At 63.2% G+C, this 21468-nt stretch carries 17 protein-coding genes; 12 read left to right on the forward strand and 5 right to left on the reverse strand.

Annotation, left to right across the window (positions count from 1 at the left end; all coding sequences use genetic code 11):
* Positions 1-123 precede the first annotated feature (123 nt).
* Positions 124-1416, reverse strand: coding sequence for an MFS transporter (locus QCE63_RS23630; RefSeq protein ID WP_309836393.1), 1293 nt, complete (start codon positions 1414-1416; stop codon positions 124-126).
* Between the two features lie 14 nt (positions 1417-1430).
* On the opposite strand from QCE63_RS23630, the gene QCE63_RS23635 reads away from it, so the two are divergent.
* The 3 genes from QCE63_RS23635 (at position 1431) to dld (ending at position 4329) form a co-directional block, all read left to right on the forward strand.
* Positions 1431-1760, forward strand: coding sequence for a hypothetical protein (locus QCE63_RS23635; protein ID WP_309836395.1), 330 nt, complete (start codon positions 1431-1433; stop codon positions 1758-1760).
* Positions 1761-1887: 127 nt separating this feature from the next.
* On the forward strand, positions 1888-2565 hold the full coding sequence (locus QCE63_RS23640; protein ID WP_309836396.1) for a GntR family transcriptional regulator: 678 nt from the start codon (positions 1888-1890) through the stop codon (positions 2563-2565).
* A gap of 27 nt (positions 2566-2592) precedes the next feature.
* Entirely contained in the window at positions 2593-4329 is a 1737-nt protein-coding gene (gene dld / locus QCE63_RS23645; protein WP_309836397.1) for a D-lactate dehydrogenase, read from the forward strand.
* Here the strand turns inward: dld and QCE63_RS23650 are convergent.
* Entirely contained in the window at positions 4326-5636 is a 1311-nt protein-coding gene (locus QCE63_RS23650) for an ATP-binding protein (protein ID WP_309836398.1), read from the reverse strand. The two genes, dld and QCE63_RS23650, sit on opposite strands and share 4 nt — an antisense overlap.
* Entirely contained in the window at positions 5636-6397 is a 762-nt protein-coding gene (locus tag QCE63_RS23655; protein ID WP_309836399.1) for a response regulator transcription factor, read from the reverse strand. The genes QCE63_RS23650 and QCE63_RS23655 overlap by 1 nt, the downstream gene beginning before the upstream one ends.
* Positions 6398-6578: 181 nt before the next feature.
* Here QCE63_RS23655 and QCE63_RS23660 point away from each other — a divergent pair, with 181 nt between their 5' ends.
* From QCE63_RS23660 to QCE63_RS23675, 4 genes are all read left to right on the forward strand, one after another.
* Positions 6579-7730: an efflux RND transporter periplasmic adaptor subunit gene (locus QCE63_RS23660; protein WP_309836400.1), complete on the forward strand. Its 1152-nt coding sequence runs from the start codon at positions 6579-6581 to the stop codon at positions 7728-7730.
* A 6-nt stretch (positions 7731-7736) separates the two neighbouring features.
* Positions 7737-10877 (forward strand): efflux RND transporter permease subunit, encoded by a 3141-nt coding sequence (locus QCE63_RS23665; RefSeq protein ID WP_309836401.1) that lies wholly within the window; start codon positions 7737-7739, stop codon positions 10875-10877.
* The gene (locus QCE63_RS23670; RefSeq protein ID WP_309836402.1) at positions 10870-12258 is read left to right on the forward strand and encodes an efflux transporter outer membrane subunit; all 1389 of its coding nucleotides are present in this window, start codon (positions 10870-10872) and stop codon (positions 12256-12258) included. The genes QCE63_RS23665 and QCE63_RS23670 overlap by 8 nt, the downstream gene beginning before the upstream one ends.
* Positions 12259-12369: 111 nt before the next feature.
* Complete coding sequence (locus tag QCE63_RS23675) at positions 12370-13869, forward strand: argininosuccinate lyase (RefSeq protein WP_309836403.1); 1500 nt, start codon at positions 12370-12372, stop codon at positions 13867-13869.
* A 7-nt stretch (positions 13870-13876) separates the two neighbouring features.
* On the opposite strand, the gene QCE63_RS23680 is transcribed toward QCE63_RS23675, so the two are convergent.
* Positions 13877-14800, reverse strand: a complete 924-nt coding sequence (locus tag QCE63_RS23680) for a LysR family transcriptional regulator (protein WP_309837318.1) — start codon at positions 14798-14800, stop codon at positions 13877-13879.
* A 164-nt stretch (positions 14801-14964) separates the two neighbouring features.
* On the opposite strand from QCE63_RS23680, the gene QCE63_RS23685 reads away from it, so the two are divergent.
* Both QCE63_RS23685 and QCE63_RS23690 read left to right on the forward strand, forming a co-directional pair.
* A complete protein-coding gene (locus tag QCE63_RS23685) occupies positions 14965-16299 on the forward strand; it encodes an MFS transporter (protein ID WP_309836404.1) in 1335 nt (444 codons plus the stop codon).
* 254 nt (positions 16300-16553) lie between these two features.
* Complete coding sequence (locus QCE63_RS23690) at positions 16554-17492, forward strand: glycine betaine ABC transporter substrate-binding protein (RefSeq protein WP_309836405.1); 939 nt, start codon at positions 16554-16556, stop codon at positions 17490-17492.
* 20 nt (positions 17493-17512) lie between these two features.
* On the opposite strand, the gene QCE63_RS23695 is transcribed toward QCE63_RS23690, so the two are convergent.
* Positions 17513-18373: an IclR family transcriptional regulator gene (locus QCE63_RS23695; protein WP_309836407.1), complete on the reverse strand. Its 861-nt coding sequence runs from the start codon at positions 18371-18373 to the stop codon at positions 17513-17515.
* A 283-nt stretch (positions 18374-18656) separates the two neighbouring features.
* Between QCE63_RS23695 and QCE63_RS23700 the strand changes: the two genes are divergently transcribed.
* The 3 genes from QCE63_RS23700 to QCE63_RS23710 are packed head-to-tail and all read left to right on the forward strand — an operon-like array spanning position 18657 to position 21468.
* Positions 18657-19748 (forward strand): ABC transporter ATP-binding protein, encoded by a 1092-nt coding sequence (locus QCE63_RS23700; RefSeq protein ID WP_309836409.1) that lies wholly within the window; start codon positions 18657-18659, stop codon positions 19746-19748.
* Positions 19741-20658: an ABC transporter permease gene (locus tag QCE63_RS23705; protein WP_404990172.1), complete on the forward strand. Its 918-nt coding sequence runs from the start codon at positions 19741-19743 to the stop codon at positions 20656-20658. The genes QCE63_RS23700 and QCE63_RS23705 overlap by 8 nt, the downstream gene beginning before the upstream one ends.
* A gap of 15 nt (positions 20659-20673) precedes the next feature.
* The gene (locus tag QCE63_RS23710) at positions 20674-21468 is read left to right on the forward strand and encodes an ABC transporter permease (protein ID WP_309836410.1); all 795 of its coding nucleotides are present in this window, start codon (positions 20674-20676) and stop codon (positions 21466-21468) included.

Consider the following 21468-nt stretch of genomic DNA (forward strand, 5'->3'; position numbering starts at 1 on the left):
GTCCGATATGGGTGATCTGCGTGTCGCTTCGTCCACAATACGGACAGACGAATCACGATATGGACAATTATCCAGTGCGCTCTTGAGGATGGTCAAGGCTAGGGTATTCCCTGCCCCCTCCGCTTATGTCGATCTTGCGGCGTCAACCGTGCGCCACCGTTCCGCGCTCGGACCTGGAATGGGTTCGATCTTGCCAAGCACGAAGACGAAGACGACCGACAGAATGCCCGCGAAGATCACGACGCCCGCGATCCAGAACGCGTTTTCGAACGAATGCGTCGCGCTGACGATGAAGCCGGTCAGCGCGGGCGCCACGGCGCCCATGACATTGCCGACGCAGTTCATGATCCCCGACACGGTGCCGACGCCACCCTGCGGCGCAATGAGCGACGGAATGGACCACGACACCGCGCCCGCAATGGCGAGTCCGCCAAGCGACACCGAGATCCATGCGATGGCCCAGCGCGGATCGCTCGTGCCGATCACACCGAGAATCGCCAGCGCGCAGATCATGCCGAACACGAGCACGGCCTTGCGCACGCCGCTTTCGTCGTGGCCTTTCGCGATCATGTGATCGACGATCCAGCCGCCAATGAACACGTCGGTGAAGGTGGCCCAGGCCCAGGGAATCATCGCGTAGCGGGCCGAGTGCAACACGCTCATGAGCATCGTCGTGACGAGATAGCTCGGCAGCCAGGTCAGGAACAGATAGAACGCGTAGTCGTAGGCGGAATATCCGATCGTCAGGCCCCAGACCTTCTTGTTGGTCAGCAGGTAGCCGAGCATGCCGGCGGTCCCGGTGGCCGACTGTCCTTCCGGAGTCGCGCCGCCTTGCTGGTTGTAGGCGAGTTCGTCGCGCGAGAGCCGTGCATCCTGCGACGGATCGCGATAGACGATGAAGAAGCCCGCGAAGTACACGAGGCTCAGCGCCGCCGACATCCAGAAGCCCCAGCGCCAGCCGAACGACACCACGACGAACGCAATCAGCGGCACGCCGATCACGTTGGCGAACTTCGCGGAGGCATCGAAGATAGAGGTGGCGAGCGCGCGCTCGGCGCGTGGAAACCAGTAGCCGGTGGCCTTCGAACTCGCGGCGAGCCCGGGCGCCTCGGCGACGCCGAGCAGGAAGCGCGCGGCCACGAGTCCGCCGAAGCCGCTCGCGAGCGCCGTGATGACCGACGACACCGCCCACAGGAACGCACCCCAGCGGCCCACGCGAGTGACGCCGTAGCGGTCGAGCACGACGCCGGCCGGGATCTGCAACAGCGCATAGGCCCACGAAAACGCGCTGAACAGGATGCCGATGTCGCCGGGCGTCAGGTTGAAGGTTTCGCTCAGTTGCGGCGCGGCGACCGAGAGTGTCACGCGATCGATGTGACGTATCGCCGCCGAAGCCCTGCAAGTAGTCGCGCGCATTGGCCTCGGTCTGGTTGAACTCGATCATCGGCTCGCCGATGGCGATGATCTCCGCAGCCATGTCAGATGCGGCCATACTTCGCGAGCCCCTTGCGCAAGGATTTTTCGCCGATGATGAGACGCGCCTGTTCCAGTTCGCGTTCGTCGATTTCCTGCGACAGTTTCAGCACGGCCTCGGCATGTTCGCGCGGCACGACAATGACGCCGTCGATACCGCGCCGTTCGAGATGATCAACGCGCTCGCCAGGGCGAGTCCGAGCCTGCGACTGTTTTGCATCATTGGGTCTCCTCCGTTCCGGTTTTTCTTCGTCGTGGTCGGCTTTCGAGGCCGTCGCAATTTATAACTGATATCTTAGATATCAATTTTGAGACGGGCAAGCGGCGCGTGCTAATATCCACACAGACAATCGGTGCATGCAGTACGAACGCGCCGTTCCGCTCATACGAGCAATCGTCGATGCCCCCTTGAACATGAAGAGTGAAAAGCTGGCCGAGCGTCCCAAGTCGCTGACGGCCATCGCAAAAGACCTGATCCGCAATGCCATCGTCGAAGCCGAGCTTCCGTTCGGCAGCCAGCTCTCGGAGAGCGCGCTGGCGCTCCAGTTCGGCTTCAGCAAGACGCCCGTGCGCGAAGCCCTGCTGCAACTCAAGCTGGAAGGTCTCGTCGATGTGCTGCCGCAATCCGGCACGCTGGTCTTCAAGCCGACCGAAGACCAGGTGCGCGAGATCTGCCGGTTTCGCGAGATCATCGAACTGTCGGCGCTCGAACTCGCGATGCGCGGCGATCACGAACGACTCGCGCAAAGCCTGACGGCGGCGCTGAAGTCAGGCGTCGACGGCGATATCGACGACGACATGCGCCATCGCCTGCAGGACGCGAGCTTTCATGGCGCCATTCTGGAACGCTGTGGCAATGCGTATCTGCAAGCCGCGTATCAACTGGTCGCAGACAAGATCCAGGCGCTGCGCGCACGGCTCGCCGCCGATGACAAGCGTGTGGATTCATGCCACGACACGCATTCGGAGATCATGCAGCTGATCCGCGCGGGCAACGTGCGCAAGGCATGCGCGGAGCTGCGCACGCATATTCGCAGCACCGAGGACTCGTACATCCGTGCGAGCCAGCACGGCGACGACAGCGCGGCCTGACTCCGTGCCCCAAACGAATCGTTCAACATGCAAGCACTTATCCAGTCGCTCGGCGACATCGTCGGCAGCAAGTTCGTCTTTACCGGCGCGACAGAAACGCGCCGCTTCCGGCAAGGCTATCGCTACGGCGGCGGCGCGGTGCTGGCCGCTGTGCAGCCTGGTACGCTGGTCGAAATGTGGCGCGCGTTGCAGGCCTGTCACCGGGCCAACGTCATCGTCATCTGCCAGGCGGCCAATACCGGGCTGACGGGCGGATCGACGCCCGCAGACGAAGGCTATGACCGCCCGGTCGTCATCATCAACGGCATGCGTCTGCGCCGGCTCGATTTGATCCGCAACGGCGAGCAGGTCATCTGCCAGCCCGGCGTGACGCTGGATCAACTGGAAAAGCGCTTGCAGCCGCTCAGGCGCGAGCCGCATTCGGTGATCGGCTCGAGCTGCATCGGCGCTTCGGTGACGGGCGGCATCTGCAATAACTCGGGCGGCTCGCTGATCCGCCGCGGTCCCGCATTCACGCAGTTATCGATCCACGCGCGCATCACGGCCGACGGCGAACTGAAGCTCGTCAATCACTTGGGCATCGACCTGGGCGATGCGGCCGAAACCATCCTCGCGCGTCTCGATGCAGGCGAATTGCCCGACGAGATTCCGGCGGCCGCCGGGCTGCTGGCATCGGATCATGAATACAGCACGCATGTGCGCGACATCACGGCCGCCACGCCCGCGCGCTACAACGCAGACCCGCGCAGACTCTATGAAGCGTCCGGCTCGGCGGGACATCTGGCCGTGTTCGCGCTGCGGCTCGATACCTTCCCGGCGGACGAACGCACGCAGGTGTTCTATATCGGCAGCAACGATCCGGCCGAACTCGAGGCGATCCGCCGCGACATCCTTGCCGATTTCGACAGCCTGCCAATCGCGGGTGAATACATACATCGCGGTGCATTCGACATCGCCCGCCGCTATGGCAAGGACATGTTCCTGTATATCCGCAAGTTCGGCACGGACAAGGTGCCGCATGCGTTCGCGGCAAAGAGCCGCTTCGACGGCTTCACCGAAAAGGCCGGCCTCGGCGGCGCGATCAGCGACCGGCTGTTGCAGGCCGCGAGCCGGCTTTTGCCCGAACATCTGCCACGCAGGTTGATCGAGTACCGCGATCGCTTCGAGCATCATTTGCTGCTGAAGATGGGCAACGACGGCGTGCAGGAAGCGCGCGCCTATCTGCAAGCGCGCTTTCCGACGCAGCAAGGCGACTACTTCGAATGCACCGATGAGGAAGGCAAGGCGGCGTTTCTCAACCGCTTCGCGATTGGCGGCGCGATGGTCCGTTATCGCGCGGTGCATCCGCGCACGGTGGAAGACATCGTGGCGCTCGACATCGCCCTGCCCCGCAACACCACCGACTGGTTCGAGCGCTTGCCGCCCGAGATCACGAAGGACATCGAGTTCACGATGTACTGCGGCCACTTCTTCTGCCACGTGCTGCACCAGGAGTATCTGGTGAAGAAAGGCGTGGACTGCGACCACATCAAGGACGCCATTCTTGCGCTGCTCGCCGCGCGCGGCGCCGAGTATCCGGCCGAGCACAACGTCGGGCATCTGTACGAGGCGAAGGCTTCGTTGCGCGAGTTCTACGAACAGCTCGACCCGACCAACTCGTTCAACCCGGGCATCGGCAAGACGTCACGCGTGTTCAACTGGGGCAAGCCGGGCTATGCCTGTGCTTGCGAAAGCGAACATGAAGGCGTGCAGCACACGCCCTAATCCCGGCCGCCTGCCTCGGTCACGGGCAGGCAGACCCGCGCCAGCAATCCCGTCGGCGCCCGATTGCTGAGGGTCAGCGTGCCGCCATGCGCGCGCACGATTTCATCGACGATCGACAAGCCCAGCCCCACGCTGCCGGGCCGCTTCGCACGCGCCGGATCCAGGCGCACGAACGGCTCGATGACATCGCCCAGACGCTCGGGCGGAATGCCCGGCCCGTCGTCCGACACATCGATGACGATCTCGCCGCCCCGCACGCTTGCCACCACAACGACCAGCGTGCCGAAGTGAATGGCGTTCTCGATGAGATTCGTCAGCACGCGCTGGAACGCATCCGGTCGACAAAAAAACGGAATGCGTTCCGGATTTTCGTAGCGGATGACAGCGCCGGATTCGGCATATTGGTCGCACAAGGTTTCCAGCAGCGCGCCGAGATCCAGCCACTCCATTTTCTCTGCGCTCGTGTCGGAGGTCAGGAAGGCGAGCGCGGAACTGACCATGGTCTGCATCAGCGTGATGTCGCGTTGCAGTTTCGCGCGGTCGATGTCCTTGTCCTCGCGGTCCACTTGCAGACGCATGCGCGTGAGCGGCGTGCGCAGGTCGTGGCTGATGGCGGCCAGCATGCGCGTGCGGCTCTGCATGTGGCGCGTGATGCGCTCCTGCATGGCATTGAACGCATGCGCGGCGCGGCGTATTTCCAGCGGCCCTTCTTCTTCGATCGGCGCAAGCGCGATATCGCGGCCGAACGCATCGGCCTGTCTCGACAAACGCCGCAACGGCCGGATCACGCGCGACACCGCCCATGCCGACAATGCCGCGACGCCCACGCACAGGAAGGCCAGCGCGCCAAAAAACGGAATGGTGAAGCGCTCTGGTTCGCGCTCGCTGCGGTCGGTGTGGAATTCGAGCGTCCGCGTGCCGAGTGGAATCAGCACTTGCACGTCGCGTTCCGGATGGCCGGCATCGCACGCGCGCACCGTGAGTTTTTCTGCATCGTGCAGTTCGGATTTCAGCGCGGCTTCCAGATCGTGCGTATCCAGCGTGATCTTGCCGCAGGGCACGGACGCGTCGGTCCATGTGGCGGGCATTCCCGACGCTGCAAGCACCGGGCCCTGCTCCGCAGCGGGCGTCGCCTTCAGAATGCCGACCAGCGCGCTGATGCGATAGGTGGTCTGCCAGGGCCACGGCGGATTCGGCGGCGCACCCGGATAGAACAGCAGCGCGATGAACAGCAGGAACGTCGCCACCGACGAACACGCAACGATGGCCAGAATCTGCCCGAGCGTGGTGGAGAAAAAACGCGGCATCAGACGGTCTTCACTTCGGGCTGGAATGCGTAGCCATCGGCGCGCATGGTGCGGATGGGATCGTCGAGCGGATCGTCGCCTTGCAGCTTGCGGCGCAGACGGCTGACGAGCAGATCGACGGAACGCGCTGCGATCGGAAAGTCCTTGCCGCGCGTGAGGCCGATGAGCGCCTCGCGCGACAGGACCTCCCGCGCATGCTGGCAGAAGACCAGCAGGAGATCGGTTTCCGCGCCGGTGAGCGGCACGCGCAATCCTTTGGGGGAGCGCAGGAACCGACGGTACGGATAGAACGTGAACCCGGAGAACGTCATCACGAGTTCCGTAGCCGGTTGCCGGGCCGATGAGGATTCGCCCGGGGCCGTCTGCCCGCGCCGCAACACCGCACGAATGCGCGCGAGCAGCTCGCGCAGATCGAACGGCTTCGTCACGTAGTCGTCGGCGCCGAGTTCGAGACCCACGACCTTGTCGGTCGGTTCGGACAGCGCGGTCAACATGATGATGGGCGGGCCGCCCGACGCGCGCACGCGCCGGCAGAAACTCAGACCGTCTTCGCCGGGCAGCATGACGTCGAGCAGGATCAGATCGAAAGCGCCGAGCGCGAGCATCTCATGCCCCGCTTCCGCGCTCCGCGCAACTTGCACGCTCAGACCCTTGCCGCACAGGAAGTCCGCCAGCGATGCGCTGATGTCGGGATCGTCTTCGACGAGCAAGAGGCGGGTATCGGTCACGTCGATAAAGAGCCGGTCAGGGCGGAAAGTCAAACCATGCGATTGTCCACCAGAATCCGCCCGCGCTTCATGTCAATCCAGACACAATATGTGAATGTCTATATGAATCAATAACTTAATTGATGTTTGGCGGCCTCGCGACTATCTTTGGGCCTTCGGCAACGATACGCGCCATCAACAATGAATCGGCGCGTTGCCTCCGTCACTGCATCTCATGCCCAGAACTCGCCTTTTTGATTTCATCGCCCTCGCTTCATTCGCCTGTCTCGCGCTGTCCGCCTGCCACGACCCATCCGCTTCCGCCGCCACGCCCACGTCCGCGCAATCCGCAGCGCCGCGCGTCAGCGTCACGACGCTGGCTGTCCGACGCATCGATATCGTCGATGGCCTGTCGGGCCGTCTGTCGTCCGTCGAAGTCGCCGACGTGCGCCCGCAAGTGGACGGCATCGTGCAGCGCCGCCTGTTCACCGAAGGCGCGACGGTCAAGGCGGGCGAGCCGCTCTATCAACTCGATCCCGCCAGCTACCAGGCCGCCTACGACACGGCGCGCGGCGCGTTGCAGAAAGCCATTGCGACCTCGAAGGCAGCGGACATCACGGCACGGCGCTATCAGGACCTGCTGAAGATCAAGGGCGTGAGCGAACAGGATGTCGAGAACAACCTCGCCGCCGCCGATGAAGCCCGCGCCGATATCGTCACCGATCGCGGCACGCTGGAAACGGCGCGCGTCAATCTCGCGCGCACGCGCATCGTTGCACCGATCAGCGGCAAGATCGGCAAGTCGGCGGTCACGGCAGGCGCGCTCGTCACGGCAGACCAGACCACGGCGCTTGCCACCATCCAGTTGATGGACGCGCTCTATCTCGACGTCACGCGTTCGAGCACGGAAGCGCTGCGTCTGCGCAAGGCGCTGGCAGCGAGCACCTTGCAGGCCGGCGCGGCGCAGGTGAACGTGCAGACTGAAGATGGCGCCGCCTATTCGCATCCCGGCAAGCTGCTGTTCGCCGATGTCACGGTGGACGCCACCACAGGCTCCATCACCTTGCGCGCGCTGATCCCCAATCCCGAACACGAGCTGATGCCTGGCATGTTCGTGCAGGCGCGTCTCGATGAAGGCGAACAGGACGCGCTGCTCGTGCCGCAGGCGCTCGTGAATCGCGGCTCGGGCGGCACGGCAACCGTCCTCGTCGTGAATGCCGCGAACGTCGTGGAGAGCCGCGACGTCGAAGCTGAACAGGCGCACGGAACCGACTGGATCGTGACGCGTGGCTTGCGCGCGGGCGACCGTATCGTCACGGACAATCTGCAATCGATCAGCGCGGGCATGAAGGTGACGCCCGTCGAAACCGCTGCAAAGGGAGCGTGACCGAACATGCTCTCCCGCTTCTTTATTCATCGGCCCGTGCTGGCATGGGTCATCGCCATCGTCGTGATGATGATCGGCGCATTGTCTTTGCGCACGCTGCCGGTCGAGCAGTATCCGAACATCGCGCCACCGACCATCCGCATCAGCGCGACCTATCCCGGCGCCTCCGCCGATACGCTCGCGACCACGGTCACGCAGGTCATCGAGCAGGACATGGTGGGCATCGACAACCTGGACTACATGTCTTCGTCGAGCAGTTCGGCGGGCACGGCCACCATCACGCTGACCTTCAAGTCCGGCACGAACGCGGATGTCGCCGCGATGCAGGTGCAGAACAAGGTGCAGGAAGCGAATGCCTCGTTGCCGACTGTCGTGCAGGAAGAAGGCATTCAGATCACGAAGACGTCCGCGGACATTTTGATGGTGATCTCGCTCACCTCCACCGATGGCCGCATGAACGCGATCGATCTCGGCAACCTGCTCGCGACCCGCGTGGAAGATCCGCTCACGCAGATCAGCGGCGTCGGCCAGGTCATGCTGTTCAATGCGCAGCACGCGATGCGCGTCTGGCTCGATCCCGTGAAACTGCGCAGCGTGGGCCTGATGCCGAGCGATGTGACGACCGCCATTGGTTATCAGAACGCGCAGTTGTCGGTCGGGCAGATCGGCGGCGCGCCGCAGACCGATACGCAGGCGATCAACGCGACCATCGTCACGAAGGGCTTCCTCAAGACGAGCGACGAGTTCGGCAATGTGCTGCTGCGCGTGAACAGCGACGGTTCGCGGGTGGTTCTGAAGGACGTGGGCCGCGTCGAAGTGGGCGGCGATTCATACGGCATGACCTCGCGCCTGAACGGCAAGCCCGCTGCATCGATGGGCATTCAACTCGCCAGCGGCGCGAATGCGTTGACCGTTGCAAAGGCCGTGAAGGCGGAACTCGCCGTGTTGCAGAAACAGATGCCGGGCGGCGTGAAGGTCACCGTCGCACACGATACGACGCCGTTCATCTCGGCCTCCATCTCCGAAGTGGTGAAGACGCTGATCGAGGCGGTCGTGCTGGTCTTTCTCGTGATGTATCTGTTCCTCGGCAATCTGCGCGCGACGCTGATACCGACCATCGTGGTGCCCGTCGCGCTGCTCGGCACCTTCGCGCTGATGGCAGCGGTGGGCTTCACGATCAACGTGCTCTCGCTGTTCGCGCTGGTGCTCGCCATCGGCTTGCTGGTGGACGATGCAATCGTCGTCGTGGAGAACGTCGAGCGTCTGCTGAGCGCGGGTTCGACGCCGCTCGAGGCCACCGTGCAGGCGATGAGCGAGATCGGCGGCGCGCTGGTCGGCGTGACGGCGGTGCTGACGGCCGTGTTCATTCCGATGGCCTTCATGTCGGGATCCACCGGCGAGATCTATCGGCAGTTCTCGCTGACGATTACCTCGGCGATGCTGCTATCAGTGTTGCTTGCGTTGACGCTCACGCCTGCGCTGTGCGCCACGTTGCTGCGTCCGGTCGATCCCGGGCATCAGCGGCGCGGCTTCTTCGCGTGGTTCGAGCGGACCTTCGAGAAAGGGACGCGCCGCTATGAACGTGCCGTCACGAAGCTCGTGGCCCGGCCCCTGCGTTCGATGCTGCCTTATGCGCTGATATGCGGCGTCGCCGCGCTGCTGTACTGGAACCTGCCGTCGTCGTTCCTGCCGGATGAAGACCAGGGCACGCTGATGACGCTCATCACCCTGCCCGCAGGAAGTTCGAGCGTGCAGACGAACGTCGTGGAGAAGCAGGTCGAGTCGTATTACACGTCTCTCCCGGATGTGGAGGACATCATCATGCTGGACGGTTTCAGTTTCTCCGGCGAAGGTCAGAACATGGCGATGGCCATGGTGCGCCTCAAGAACTGGAGCCAGCGCACGGGCCGGGGCCATACGGCAGCGGAGATCATCGGGGCCGCCAACCGCCACTTCGCGGGCAACCACACCGCACAGGTCTTCGCGATGAATCCGCCCGCCGTGCATGGACTCGGCACCTATAGCGGCGTGGACTTCGAATTGAAGGACATGGCGGGCCTCGGTCACGCTGCATTGACGGCGGCGAAACAGAAGTTGATTGCAATGGCATCGAAAAACCGGAACATTGAAGGCATGCGGGCCGCCGGCATGGCCGACGAACCGCAATACGAAGTGGACATCGACTATCTGAAGGCAGCGGCGCTCGGCGTGAGCGCGCAGAACATCGACAACACGCTGCAGACCGCGTTCGGGTCTTCCTACGTGAACAACTATGTGGATTCAGGCCGTATCCAGAAGGTCTACGTGCAGGCATTGCCACAGTACCGGATGATGCCCGCGGATATCGGCAAGTGGTTCGTGACGTCGGCCAATGCAGCGGCGACCGCAGCCACGACGACCACGACGACCACCACGAGCTATGACGGCCAGATGGTGCCCTTCTCCGCCTTCGCAACCGGACACTGGACCACTGGCGCACCGCAAGTCGAGCGCTACAACCGCAGCCTCTCCATGGAAATGACCGCGCAAAGCCCCGAGGGCATCAGCAGCGGCGACACGATGAAAGCCGTCGAAACGCTTGTGGCGAAGTTGCCGCAGGGTATCGGCATGGAATGGACGGGCGAGTCCTATCAGCAGCAACTCGCGGGAGCGCAGGCCACTTATCTTTACGCACTGTCCCTGATCGTCGTGTTCCTGTGCCTTGCAGGTCTCTATGAAAGCTGGTCCGTGCCGTTCTCTGTGATACTCGTGGTGCCGCTCGGCATCGTGGGCGCGTTGATCGCGGCACATGTGCGCGGCTTCAGCGACGACATCTACTTCAAGGTCGGGCTGCTGACGACCATCGGCCTGGCGACGAAAAACGCGATTCTGATTGTCGAGTATGCGAAGTCCCTGCTCGAGCGCGGTCATGGCTTGCGGCAGGCGGCTATCGAAGCAGCGCACCTTCGCTTGCGGCCAATCGTGATGACGTCCCTGGCTTTCGGCTTCGGCGTGTTGCCGATGGCGCTCGCCAGCGGCGCGGGCGCCGCGAGCCGCGAGAGCCTCGGCACGGGCGTGCTCGGCGGCGTGATCGCGGCGACGCTGCTGGCGATCGTCTTCGTGCCCGTGTTCTTCGTGCTGGTGAAAGGGATGGGGCGCGATGAATAAGCTCTTCACATGCGTTGCGGCCTTTGCACTGTGCCTCTTGAGCGCATGCACGCTCGAACCGCATTACGAGCGCCCTCAGGCGCCGGTGCCGTCAACCTACCCTCATTACGGCACATCCGATGCCACGCAGGCATCCACGGACATCCTCACTGACTGGCGTCTCTTCGTGCAGGACGATCAACTGCGTACGCTGATCGACCTCGCACTGGACAACAATCGCGATCTGCGCCAGGCTGCCTTGCAGGTGGCGCAGTATGAAGCGCAGTACCGCATCGTCCGCGCGGAACTCGGGCCTTCGATCGCCGTGACGGGCGCGCAGAGCGCGTCGCATACAGCGGGCGTGACGACCCACGCAGCGAGCCTGGAGCTCGGCGCGAGCGCGTGGGAGATCGACTTTTTCGGGCGCATTCGAAGCTTGAAGGATCAGGCGCTCGAACAATACCTCTCCACCGATGCAGCCCGGCGCAGCACCGAGCTCAGCCTCATCTCGACCACGGCAACGGACTACCTCACATGGCTCGCCGACCGCGCGTTGCTGGCGAACACTGAACGCACGGTGCAGTCGTATCGCGATACCTACGAAACGACGCTGCATGCCGCGCAGCTCGGCGGCGGTTCGATGGAAGACGTGCAATCGGCGCGTACCTCGCTCACCAGCGCGATGGCAAGCGTCGCGTCCTACACGCGTGCGGTGGAGCAGGATCGCAACAATCTGATTGCGGTGATCGGCTGTCCGCTGCCTGCGGCTTTTTCCGACACACGCCTGCTGCCGGAATCGCCGCTGTTTGCGACGGTGCCGGAGGGTTTGCCGTCGTCCCTGCTCACACAGCGTCCCGATATCGTCGAAGCGGAACACACGTTAAAGGCCGCGAACGCTTATGTCGGCGCGGCGCGCGCGGCGTTTTTCCCGAGCGTATCGCTGACAGCGGCCGGCGGTTCGGCCAGTGCTTCGCTGTCTTCGCTCTTCAAGGCAGGGAGCGGCGCGTGGTCGTTTGCGCCATCGATTACGGTGCCGATCTTCGAATCCGGCAGTCTGCATGCGACGCTCGATGCCGCGCAGATCGCGAAGAACATTCAGGTCGCGGCCTACGAAGGCACGATTCAGACGGCGTTCAAGGAAGTGGCGAACGCGCTGGCCGCGCGCTCGACTTACATCGATCAGACGGCAGCGGATGCGCAATACGTCGATGCCGCGCAACGCTACTATGACATCGCGAATGCGCGTTATCGCGGCGGGCTGGACAGTTTCCTGACGCTGCTGACCGCGCAACGCACGCTCTTCGCCGCGCAGACGCAGATGATCACGGACCGCGCGGCGCAGCAGTCGAACATGGTCACGCTTTATACGGCGCTGGGCGGGGGATGGAGGAAGGACGAATAGCGGGTTCGCCACCGCGCGGGCATACGCGATTAGAATCGCTGTCTTGCCGACGCGCCGCGACGACTTGATGAAGGCGTCGTGCCCACTGAAGCGACCAGAAAAATCGAGACCATGTTCAGAAAAAAAGTCTTACCGCTCGCTTTCACATTTCTTTGTCATGCATTGCCGGCAGCGGCCCAACAACCGCCGAACCGCGACGAATTCTACTGGCTCGGCGAGATCAACAAGGCCAGTGCGGTCATCAATACGCAAGAGGGACTGCTGGACAAGTCACTGGCACCCGGCATCGCGGCGGGCCTCGCCAAGGTCCTTCACGATGGCGATCAACCCGGCGGCAAGCGCCCGTCCACGGTGATCACCTTCGAGCCGCTGATGATCCAGGCGGCCGGCATGGATGTGACGCTCCTGCACGCGGGACGTTCGAGCCAGGACATGCACGCAACTTACCGTGCCGCGATCCTGCGCGACGACATGTTGCGTCTTGCCGCCCAGCTGAACCAGACCTCCACGACACTCGTGGCGCTCGCGCAGAAACACGAACACACCATCGTGCCGAATTACACCAACGGCGTGGCGGCGCAGCCGAACAGCTATGGTCACTATCTGCTGGGCTATGCCGCCGCGCTCGATCGTGACGCGCAACGCATTCGTGAAGCCTACGCGCGCATCGATTTGTCGCCGATGGGGACCACGGTCCTGAACGGCACGAGCTGGCCGCTGGATCGCACGCGCATGGCGGAGTATCTGGGGTTCGCTGGCATCGTCGATAACGCCTACGATGCTCATCAGATCGCCGCAGTCGATCATCCCGTCGAAGCAGGCGCGATCGTCACGAGCATCGCGCTTCATGCGGGCAGCTTCATCGAGGATGTGATGACGCAGTATGCGCAGCCGCGTCCATGGATCCTGTTGCAGGAGGGCGGCAACAATACCTATGTGTCCAGCGCGATGCCGCAGAAGCGCAATCCGGGCTTGTTGAACTCGACCCGCGCCGATGCCTCCACCGCCATCACGCTCGCCATGGGACCGGTGATGCGCGCCCACAATCTGCCGCCAGGCATGCCCGACGCGAAGGAAGTCCGCGACAACAAGGAGATGGTGAACAGCGCGATCACGGTCTTGCGAAAGTGGAATGCAATCCTCAATGCGCTGGTGATCGACCAGGGCCGCGCACTGGAAGAGTTGAACAGCGACTGGACCGCATCGCAGGAAGTCGCCGACGTGCTGATGCGCAAATACAAGCTGCCGTTCAGACTGGGGCATCACTTTGCTTCGGAGGTCGTGGAATACGCGAGAGCGCACGACATCAAGCCCAGCGACTTCCCTTATGACCAGGCACAGAAGATCTATGCGGACACCACGCGCGGCTACGGCAATGGCGCGCTGCCGATGAGCGAAGCGGAATTTCGTGCGACGCTCGATCCGGTTGCCATCGTCAATAACCGGCGGACCGTGGGCGGGCCTCAACCGGCCGAGATGACGCGCATGCTCACCGAGGCGAAAGCAAAACTCGCGCAACAGGATCAATGGATCAAGGAAAAGCGTGCGCGGATCGATGCCTCGCTGAACAAGCTCGACCGGGATTTCGACACGTTGCTGAGCAGCCGCTGAAGCGACTTCAGGATGCTTGACGCCGCCCTGTCAGCGCGAACTCCGTCGTTGTGACGGAGTCGGCCAGATAATCGACGAACGAGGCGATCCGTGCCGAGATCGCCGTATTGCGGTAGTAGACCGCGTTGATCGGCTGCCGCACTTCCTGCGTGTACCGCGCAAGGATCTGCACGAGCTTGCCTTCGCGCCGGTCGCGCAGGGTCATGAAGTCCGACAGGCACACGATGCCCTGACCTTCCAGCGCGAGATGCCGCAGCGTCTCGCCGCTCGACGACGCGATAGCAGGTGTGACCCGATACGGCTCGCTGTCTTGTGCCGAAAGCGGCCACACGTTGAGCGACTCGGGCTGGGTGAAGCCGAGCAGCGTGTGGCCCGCCAGTTCATCGACGCGCTTCGGCTGTCCATGCGCTTCCAGATACCGGGGCGACGCGAGCACACGAATCCGGCTGCTGCCGATCGAGCGGCTGTGGAGCGTCGAATCCTTCAGCCTGCCGATGCGGATCGCCACGTCGGTGCGGCGTTCCAGCAGGTCGATCACGCCTTCATTGCTGTTCAGTTCCAGCTCGACGTGCGGATAGCGTTCACGATAGTCCGCGAGCAGCGGCACGATCACGTGCAGCATGAACGGCGTCGCGGCATCGATGCGCAACAGACCGGAGGGCCGTTCGCGCCGCGCAGCAATCTGCTCTTCCGCGCGCTCGACGGAATCGATAATTTCACGTGCGTTCTGAAGAAAACTCTTGCCTTCGTCCGTCAGTTCCAGCCGGCGCGTGGTTCGCCGCAGAAGCGTGGTCTGGAGTTTTTCTTCCAGCCGGCCCAGGGTACGACTCGCCCCGGAGACGGTTTGATCCAGCTGTTCCGCGGCGGCGGTGATGGATCCGGTGTCGACCACGGCGGCAAAGGTCTGAAGCTCGTCGAGCGTGACTTTCATCATTGATTATTTTTCAAGGATGTTCCGGTTATAGACTAGCTTCCTCGCAAAAGTAAAGCCGGTCCGCACGCCGCCGATTCAGGAAAAAAGCGGAAAATGGCGTTCCACCCGGAAAGCGCCTCGCACGGTACGCTTCGACGGCGGCCCACTCTTCGATCCCGAACATGCTCAAGTCTTTGCTGACGAACCTTGTTTCCGGAACGCACCCGCCCAACGAAGACCGTTTGCTCGATCGCAAGATCACCTGGCGCATCGTGCCATTCCTGTTCGCGTGCTTTGTCGTGCTGTTTCTGGAACGGATCAACGTGGGCTTCGCGCAGCTACAGATGAAGCACGACCTCGGCTTCACCGACGCCATGTACGGGCTCGCGGCCGGCGTCTTCTACCTCGGCTATGTGATCTGCGAAGTGCCGAGCAACATGCTGCTTGCACGCTTCGGTGCCCGCAAGACGTTCTCGCGCATCATGCTGTTTTCCGGAATCATGGCGATGAGCACGATGCTGGCCTCCACGCCATCGGCCTATTTCGCGCTGCGCTTCATGCTCGGCGTGTTCGAGGCAGGATTCTTTCCAGGCATCATCCTGTACATGACGTACTGGTTTCCCCCGCATCGGCGCGCCGGCATCATGTCCGTGTTCATTGCGGGCGTCGCGACCGCCGGCATGCTCGGCGGATTGTTCTCGGGATGGATCATGCGCGACATGAACGGCATGCTCGGACTCTTCGGCTGGCAATGGATGTTCGCGCTCGAAGGCTTGCCGGCGGTGGCGCTCGGCCTCGTCGCGCGGGTATGCCTGGCGGATTCGCCGGCTGAAGCGAAGTGGCTCTCGGAGGCCGAGAAGACGCGTCTGGGCGCGCTGCTTGCCGCGCCGGCGTCAGCCGCGCGTGCGAGCGGCGCACGCGGTACACACTCCATCGCCGCGAATCCGATGGTGTACCTGTTCGCGTTCGTCTACTTCACGCTGACCTGCGCGTCGCTCACGCTCAACTTCTGGCTGCCGCTGATGATTCGTGACTTCGGCGTCGACGACGTCGCGCTCGTCAGCCTGTATTCCGTCGTCCCGAATGCGATCGGCGTCGTCGGCCTGATCGTCATTGCAAAGCATTCGGACCGTACCCGCGAACGCCGCTGGCATTTCCTGCTCTGCACAGCCGGGGGCGCGGTCGCACTCGGTGCACTGACCCTGCATCCGCACAGTCTTGTGGCCTTGCTGGGGTGGCTCACCGTTGCGTGCGTGTCCATCTACGCGGCGTTGCCGGTGTTCTGGGCCGTCCCGCCGACGCATTTCGCGGCACGCGACACGGCGGCAGGCATCGCGCTCGTCAGCAGCATCGGGATTACGAGCGGCATCGTCAATCCGTGGGCGCTTGGTATCGTCCGCAGCAGAACCGGCAGCCTCGATGACGCCATCTACGTCCTCGCCCCGCTGCTCCTGCTGAGCGGCATCGTGCTGCTGGCGGCCGTGAAGCCTGCGCGTCGAAGCGATAAGGCCGCTTGATTCCGGCAGATGCGGCAATGGAATCGGCGTGCGTAGCTGGCCGCTTTTTATCGCGCTTCCATTCCGTTTTTTTTCGGAACCACGCGTCTCTTTGAAAAGCGGAATGCCTGGAAGCTCTTTTCTGACGACTTGCGATAACGCACGGACCCCACGACCCGAGCAGTGAAGCACGCTAGCCTGTACGAAGGCGTCGGGCTTCTGCGGCGCCTGCCATGGATCGCGCGTTCTTGCGCATCGAAGCGGAGGAGCGTCGGATGGAACATCAGCACGAAAATCCTCGGAACCGGCTTCATGGCGGACACGCGCCTCTGAACCATGGCCGGCGCGTGCTGATGATCGCCGCGGCAGGATCGATGTTCACGCGCGTCAAGGCGCAAACGCAAACGCAGAAGCTTCAGACCATCACGCTCGGACAGATATCGCTCAGCTTCTATGCAGTGAGCGGCGGCGTGGTGCAGGAGGTGCTGGAGCGGCTGGGGCATGCCGTCGTGGTTCGGGAAGGTCCGCACGAACGCATGTTTCCCCTGCTCGACGCAGGCGCTATCGACCTGATGGCGGCAGTCTGGCTGCCGGAAGGACACAACGAATACTGGACCGAGTACGGCCGGAACGCACAGGAAGTCGCGGAGCTGTATCAGGGCGCGCGCTTTTTCTGGGCTGTGCCGGACTATGTTCCTGCGACGGAGATCCGCTCCATCGCCGATCTGGCCAAGCCGGACATCATGAAAACCATGAATCCGTCGATACAGGGAATCGGTGCCGGCGCGGCGATCACGAGACTCTCGGAAATCGCCATGGACGAGTACAACCTGGAGGAGCTGGGCTATCGCTTCCAGCCCGGTACCCAAGGCGAATGGATCTCTGCTCACGACACCGCGCTCGCCCAGCGCCAACGTTTCATCTTCCCGACGTGGACGCCGCAGTACCTCAACAACGGTGGCCGCTTGCGGCCGCTCGACGATCCGCTGCACGTGCTGGGCGGCGAGAATCGCGGCTCGCTGGTGGCGCCGCAAGCGCGCTTGCAGACGCTTCCGGCGCGAACGGTGCGTGTGCTTTCACGCATCCGGTTGGGTATCGACGGCGTGACGCACATGGACTGGCTGGTGAACGTTCAGAAAAAAACGCCGCTGGAAGCCGCGCGTGCGTGGATGCGAGCCAACGATGCGCTCGTCTCCTCATGGTTCGCCGCTTGACCAGGAGCACGGACCCAGGCTCACTCTCCCGACCCGGATAACGGCTTCGTCGCCATCGCGCGCGTCAGGCCGTGTACCGGCCGCCGCACGGCGACATCGAACGGATTGATCTGCTGGCCGAGCGCCTGGGCCTGGCGTCGCAGCAGCTCGACCACCATCGGCAGACGGTCTTCGCCCAGCCGCGTGGACAAGGTGCCGACGCTCAATGCGCCGATCGCAAGACCCGAGCGGTCGAGAATCGGCACCGCGACGCCCGCCATGCCGTCGATCAGACCGCTGTTGCGTCCCGCGTAGCCTTGCGTCCGCACGCGCTCGATTTCGGTGCGCAGATAGACTTCGTCGAACACGCCATAGCTGTGCAGACGCGGCACATTGAAACGAATGATCTCTTCACGCTCCGCCTCGGGCTGGAACGCGAGTATCGCGAGGCTGCCCTGTCCCACGCCCAGGGCCACGCGTCCGCCCACGTCGCCCGTGAAGGAGCGGATGGGAAACGGACCTTCGCAGATGTCGAGGCACACCGCATCGAAGCTGCTCTTCACCAGCAGGAAGATGGTTTCGCCGAGTCCCGAACACAACCTCAACAGTGCCGGCCGGCACAGCGCGCGCATGCGGCTCGGGTTGCCTGCCTGCGCCGCGAGCGAAAAAAAATCGACGCTCAACCGATAGCGCTTGCTGCCCTCGTCCTGCTCGACGACCCCCTCAGCAATCAGCGCATGAAGAATCCGATGCACGGTGGCCTGAGTGAGGCCGACGGCTTTTGCAAGCGCCGTGACGCGGCTTCCTTCCACTTGATCGCTGCCGAGCGCCCGGATCACAGCGAACGCCCGCTGCAGCATGCCCACGCCGGGTGTTCCGTTTTCTTCGTCCAATACCCGCATTCTCGCCTCTCACATTCCATTAAACGGAATAACCGCGCCGCTCATCAAGTACACCGATGCAGACGGACAACCAATCCCGAAGCGGCGCTCCGGGATTACCCACATACCGCCCAGCGAAATTTTTTCCAGAACATCGCAATGATAATTTCATCAATCGAAATCCAAACGCAGATTCTAATCAATGGATGGAATTTTAAATTGACCGGGCGAAATTTGGCTGGCTAGAGTCGCTCCATCGCAATCAAACGGATGTCGCCGCGCAGGCGCACCGAAGGGGCTCGCCGTGTCGTTTCTCACCTTGACGGATCTGTCGAAGTCGTTCGGCGATCTGAACGCCGTCGCCGACGTCAACCTGTCGGTCGAGAAAGGCGAATTCGTTTCGCTGCTCGGGCCGTCGGGCTGCGGCAAGACCACGACGCTGCAGATGATCGCCGGCTTCATCGAGGCCACACGCGGACGCATCATGCTCGATGGCCGCGACATCACCCACATGCGGCCGAACCGGCGCGGTCTCGGCATCGTGTTCCAGAGTTATGCGCTGTTCCCGCACATGAGCGTCGAACAGAACGTGAGCTTCGGCCTGGAGATGCGTGGCATCGACCGCGCCGAGCGCCGTGAGCGCGTGAAAGAAGCGCTTTCGCTCGTGCGCCTCGATGCCTTCGCGCACCGCTTCCCCCGCGAACTGTCCGGTGGCCAGCGTCAGCGTGTGGCGATTGCGCGCGCCATCGTGATCGCGCCGCCGGTGCTGCTGCTCGACGAACCCATGTCGAACCTCGACGCCAAGCTGCGCGAGGACATGCAGTTCGAACTGCGCGGCATCCAGCGCAAGATCGGCACGACGACCATCATGGTCACGCACGACCAGTCCGAGGCCTTGTCCATCAGCGATCGGGTGGTGGTGATGGAAGCAGGCCGCATCACGCAGGTGGACTCGCCCTATCGCGCCTACGAACGGCCCGAGACGAGCTTCGTGTCGCAGTTCATCGGCAAGGCAAACATGCTGCACGGAAAGATCATTGCGCGCGATGGCGATGCGATTCGCATCGACCTCGGTCACGATCTCGCGGAAACCGGCACGACCTCTCAATTACCGGAACGCGAGCGCGGCATCGGCGTCGGCGCCGCGGTCACGGTCTGCATCCGTCCGGAAAAGCTCCGGCTTGGCGCGGCGGGCAGCGGACGTCTGCCGGGCCGCGTGACGAGCCGCTTCTTCCTCGGCAGCCAGTGGCTCTACCGTCTCGACAGCCGCGCCGGCGAAATGCTCGTGTGTTGCCAGAACCACGGCGACGACCCGCTCGAGGAAGGCGCGCAGGTCGGCATCGACTGGAACACGGAATCGATCCGCTTCATCCAGCAGGAGGCCGCCCGTGGATAGCACGCTGCGCTCCTCCAACCCCGCCGCCGCGCCCGACCCGCAAACCACGCGACGTGCGCCGTGGCATGCCTATCTGCCCTTGTGGCTGATGAGCGCGCCCGCGCTGCTGCTGTTCTGCGTGCTGGTCATCGTGCCGCTCGGCATGACGCTCGCGCTGACGTTCTATCGTTTCGATCCGTCGCTCGGCCCAGTAGCCGCATTCGATCTGCATAACTACGCCGAGGTGCTCGGCTCGTCTTACTTCCACACGATCTTCCTGCGCACCTTCGGCATCGCGGCCCTCGTGACGGTGCTGTGCATCGCGATCGGCACGCCCGAGGCCTACATCCTGTCGCGCATGGGCGATCCCTGGCGCTCGCTCTTCCTGCTGGTGATCCTTGCGCCGCTGCTCGTTTCGGTGGTCGTGCGCGCGTTCGGCTGGAGCATGTTGCTCAACGTGAACGGTCTCGTGAACCAGTTGCTCGGTGTGTTCGGCATGGGGCCGTACAAGCTGCTCTACACGACCTTCGCCATCGTCATCGCGCTGGTGCACGTGATGTTGCCGTTCATGGTGATTCCGGTCTGGACCGCGCTGCAACGGATCGATCCGCAAACCGAGAACGCTGCGCTCTCGCTGATGGCCTCGCCCGCCGTCACCCTGCGGCGCATCGTGCTGCCGCAATTGGTGCCGGGGATCCTGTCGGGCAGCCTGATGGTGTTCGGTCTCTCCGCGAGCGCGTTTGCGATTCCGGGCCTGCTGGGCGGACGGCGCCTGAAGGTCGCAGCGACCACCGTGTACGACCAGTTCCTCAGCTCGATGAACTGGCCGCTCGGCGCGACCATCGCGGTGCTGCTGCTGATCGCCAATCTGGTCGTGATGCTCACTTATTACCGTGTGCTCGAGCGGCGCTATGCGCGCAGCATGGGCTGAGCGAGACGAATCATCATGCGTAAAAACGGTCCCATCGCCCTGGCGTTCCACACCATCGTCATTCTTTTCGTGCTCGCGCCGCTCGCCGTCGTCGTGCTGGTCGCGTTCACGCCCGAAGAGACGCTCACGCTGCCCACGCATGCGCTGTCGCTGCGCTGGTTCCGCGCGATCCTCGATTATCCGGATTTCATTTCGGCTTTTTTCAACAGCATCAAGCTTGCTTTTGCATCGGCGACGCTTTCGCTCGTCATCGCGTTGCCGGCGGGACTCGCGATTGGCCGCGCGCGCTTTCCGGGCAGAAATTTCCTGAACGCGTTGTTGCTTTCTCCGCTCGTGATTCCCGGACTCGTGCTGGGCATCGCCATGCTGCGTTTCTTCGCGATGATCGGCGCAACCGGTTCGTTCGCGTGGCTGATTCTTGCGCACATGATCGTCATCACGCCGTTCGTCATGCGGCTCGTGCTGGCTTCGGTGACCGGCATGGACCGCAGCGTCGAGCATGCGGCGGCGTCGCTGGGCGCGGGCGCATGGACCACCTTCCGCCGCGTCACCTGGCCGATGATCCTGCCTGGCATCACCGGCGGCTGGCTGCTCGCCTTCATCAACAGCTTCGACGAGCTGACCATGTCCGTTTTCGTCACGTCACCCCAGACCATCACGCTGCCGGTGCGCATGTACATGTACGCGACCGAATCGATCGATCCGATGATGGCCTCCGTGTCCGCGCTGGTGATCTTCATCACCGCCGGAGCCATGCTGATCCTCGATCGCGTGTATGGGCTCAACCGCATTCTGATCGGCCAGCACTGA

Origin of the sequence: Caballeronia sp. LZ065, from assembly GCF_031450975.1 — a bacterium.
Taxonomy (GTDB): domain Bacteria; phylum Pseudomonadota; class Gammaproteobacteria; order Burkholderiales; family Burkholderiaceae; genus Caballeronia.

What these genes read in the sequence shown, in the direction of transcription:
- QCE63_RS23630 (WP_309836393.1), bottom strand. Translation starts at nt 1,416, where the DNA reads ATGCGCGCGACTACTTGCAGGGCTTCGGCGGCGATACGTCACATCGAT.
- QCE63_RS23640 (WP_309836396.1), top strand. Translation starts at nt 1,888, where the DNA reads ATGAAGAGTGAAAAGCTGGCCGAGCGTCCCAAGTCGCTGACGGCCATC.
- dld (WP_309836397.1), top strand. Translation starts at nt 2,593, where the DNA reads ATGCAAGCACTTATCCAGTCGCTCGGCGACATCGTCGGCAGCAAGTTC.
- QCE63_RS23650 (WP_309836398.1), bottom strand. Translation starts at nt 5,636, where the DNA reads ATGCCGCGTTTTTTCTCCACCACGCTCGGGCAGATTCTGGCCATCGTT.
- QCE63_RS23660 (WP_309836400.1), top strand. Translation starts at nt 6,579, where the DNA reads ATGCCCAGAACTCGCCTTTTTGATTTCATCGCCCTCGCTTCATTCGCC.
- QCE63_RS23665 (WP_309836401.1), top strand. Translation starts at nt 7,737, where the DNA reads ATGCTCTCCCGCTTCTTTATTCATCGGCCCGTGCTGGCATGGGTCATC.
- QCE63_RS23670 (WP_309836402.1), top strand. Translation starts at nt 10,870, where the DNA reads ATGAATAAGCTCTTCACATGCGTTGCGGCCTTTGCACTGTGCCTCTTG.
- QCE63_RS23675 (WP_309836403.1), top strand. Translation starts at nt 12,370, where the DNA reads ATGTTCAGAAAAAAAGTCTTACCGCTCGCTTTCACATTTCTTTGTCAT.
- QCE63_RS23680 (WP_309837318.1), bottom strand. Translation starts at nt 14,800, where the DNA reads ATGAAAGTCACGCTCGACGAGCTTCAGACCTTTGCCGCCGTGGTCGAC.
- QCE63_RS23685 (WP_309836404.1), top strand. Translation starts at nt 14,965, where the DNA reads ATGCTCAAGTCTTTGCTGACGAACCTTGTTTCCGGAACGCACCCGCCC.
- QCE63_RS23690 (WP_309836405.1), top strand. Translation starts at nt 16,554, where the DNA reads ATGGAACATCAGCACGAAAATCCTCGGAACCGGCTTCATGGCGGACAC.
- QCE63_RS23695 (WP_309836407.1), bottom strand. Translation starts at nt 18,373, where the DNA reads ATGCGGGTATTGGACGAAGAAAACGGAACACCCGGCGTGGGCATGCTG.
- QCE63_RS23710 (WP_309836410.1), top strand. Translation starts at nt 20,674, where the DNA reads ATGCGTAAAAACGGTCCCATCGCCCTGGCGTTCCACACCATCGTCATT.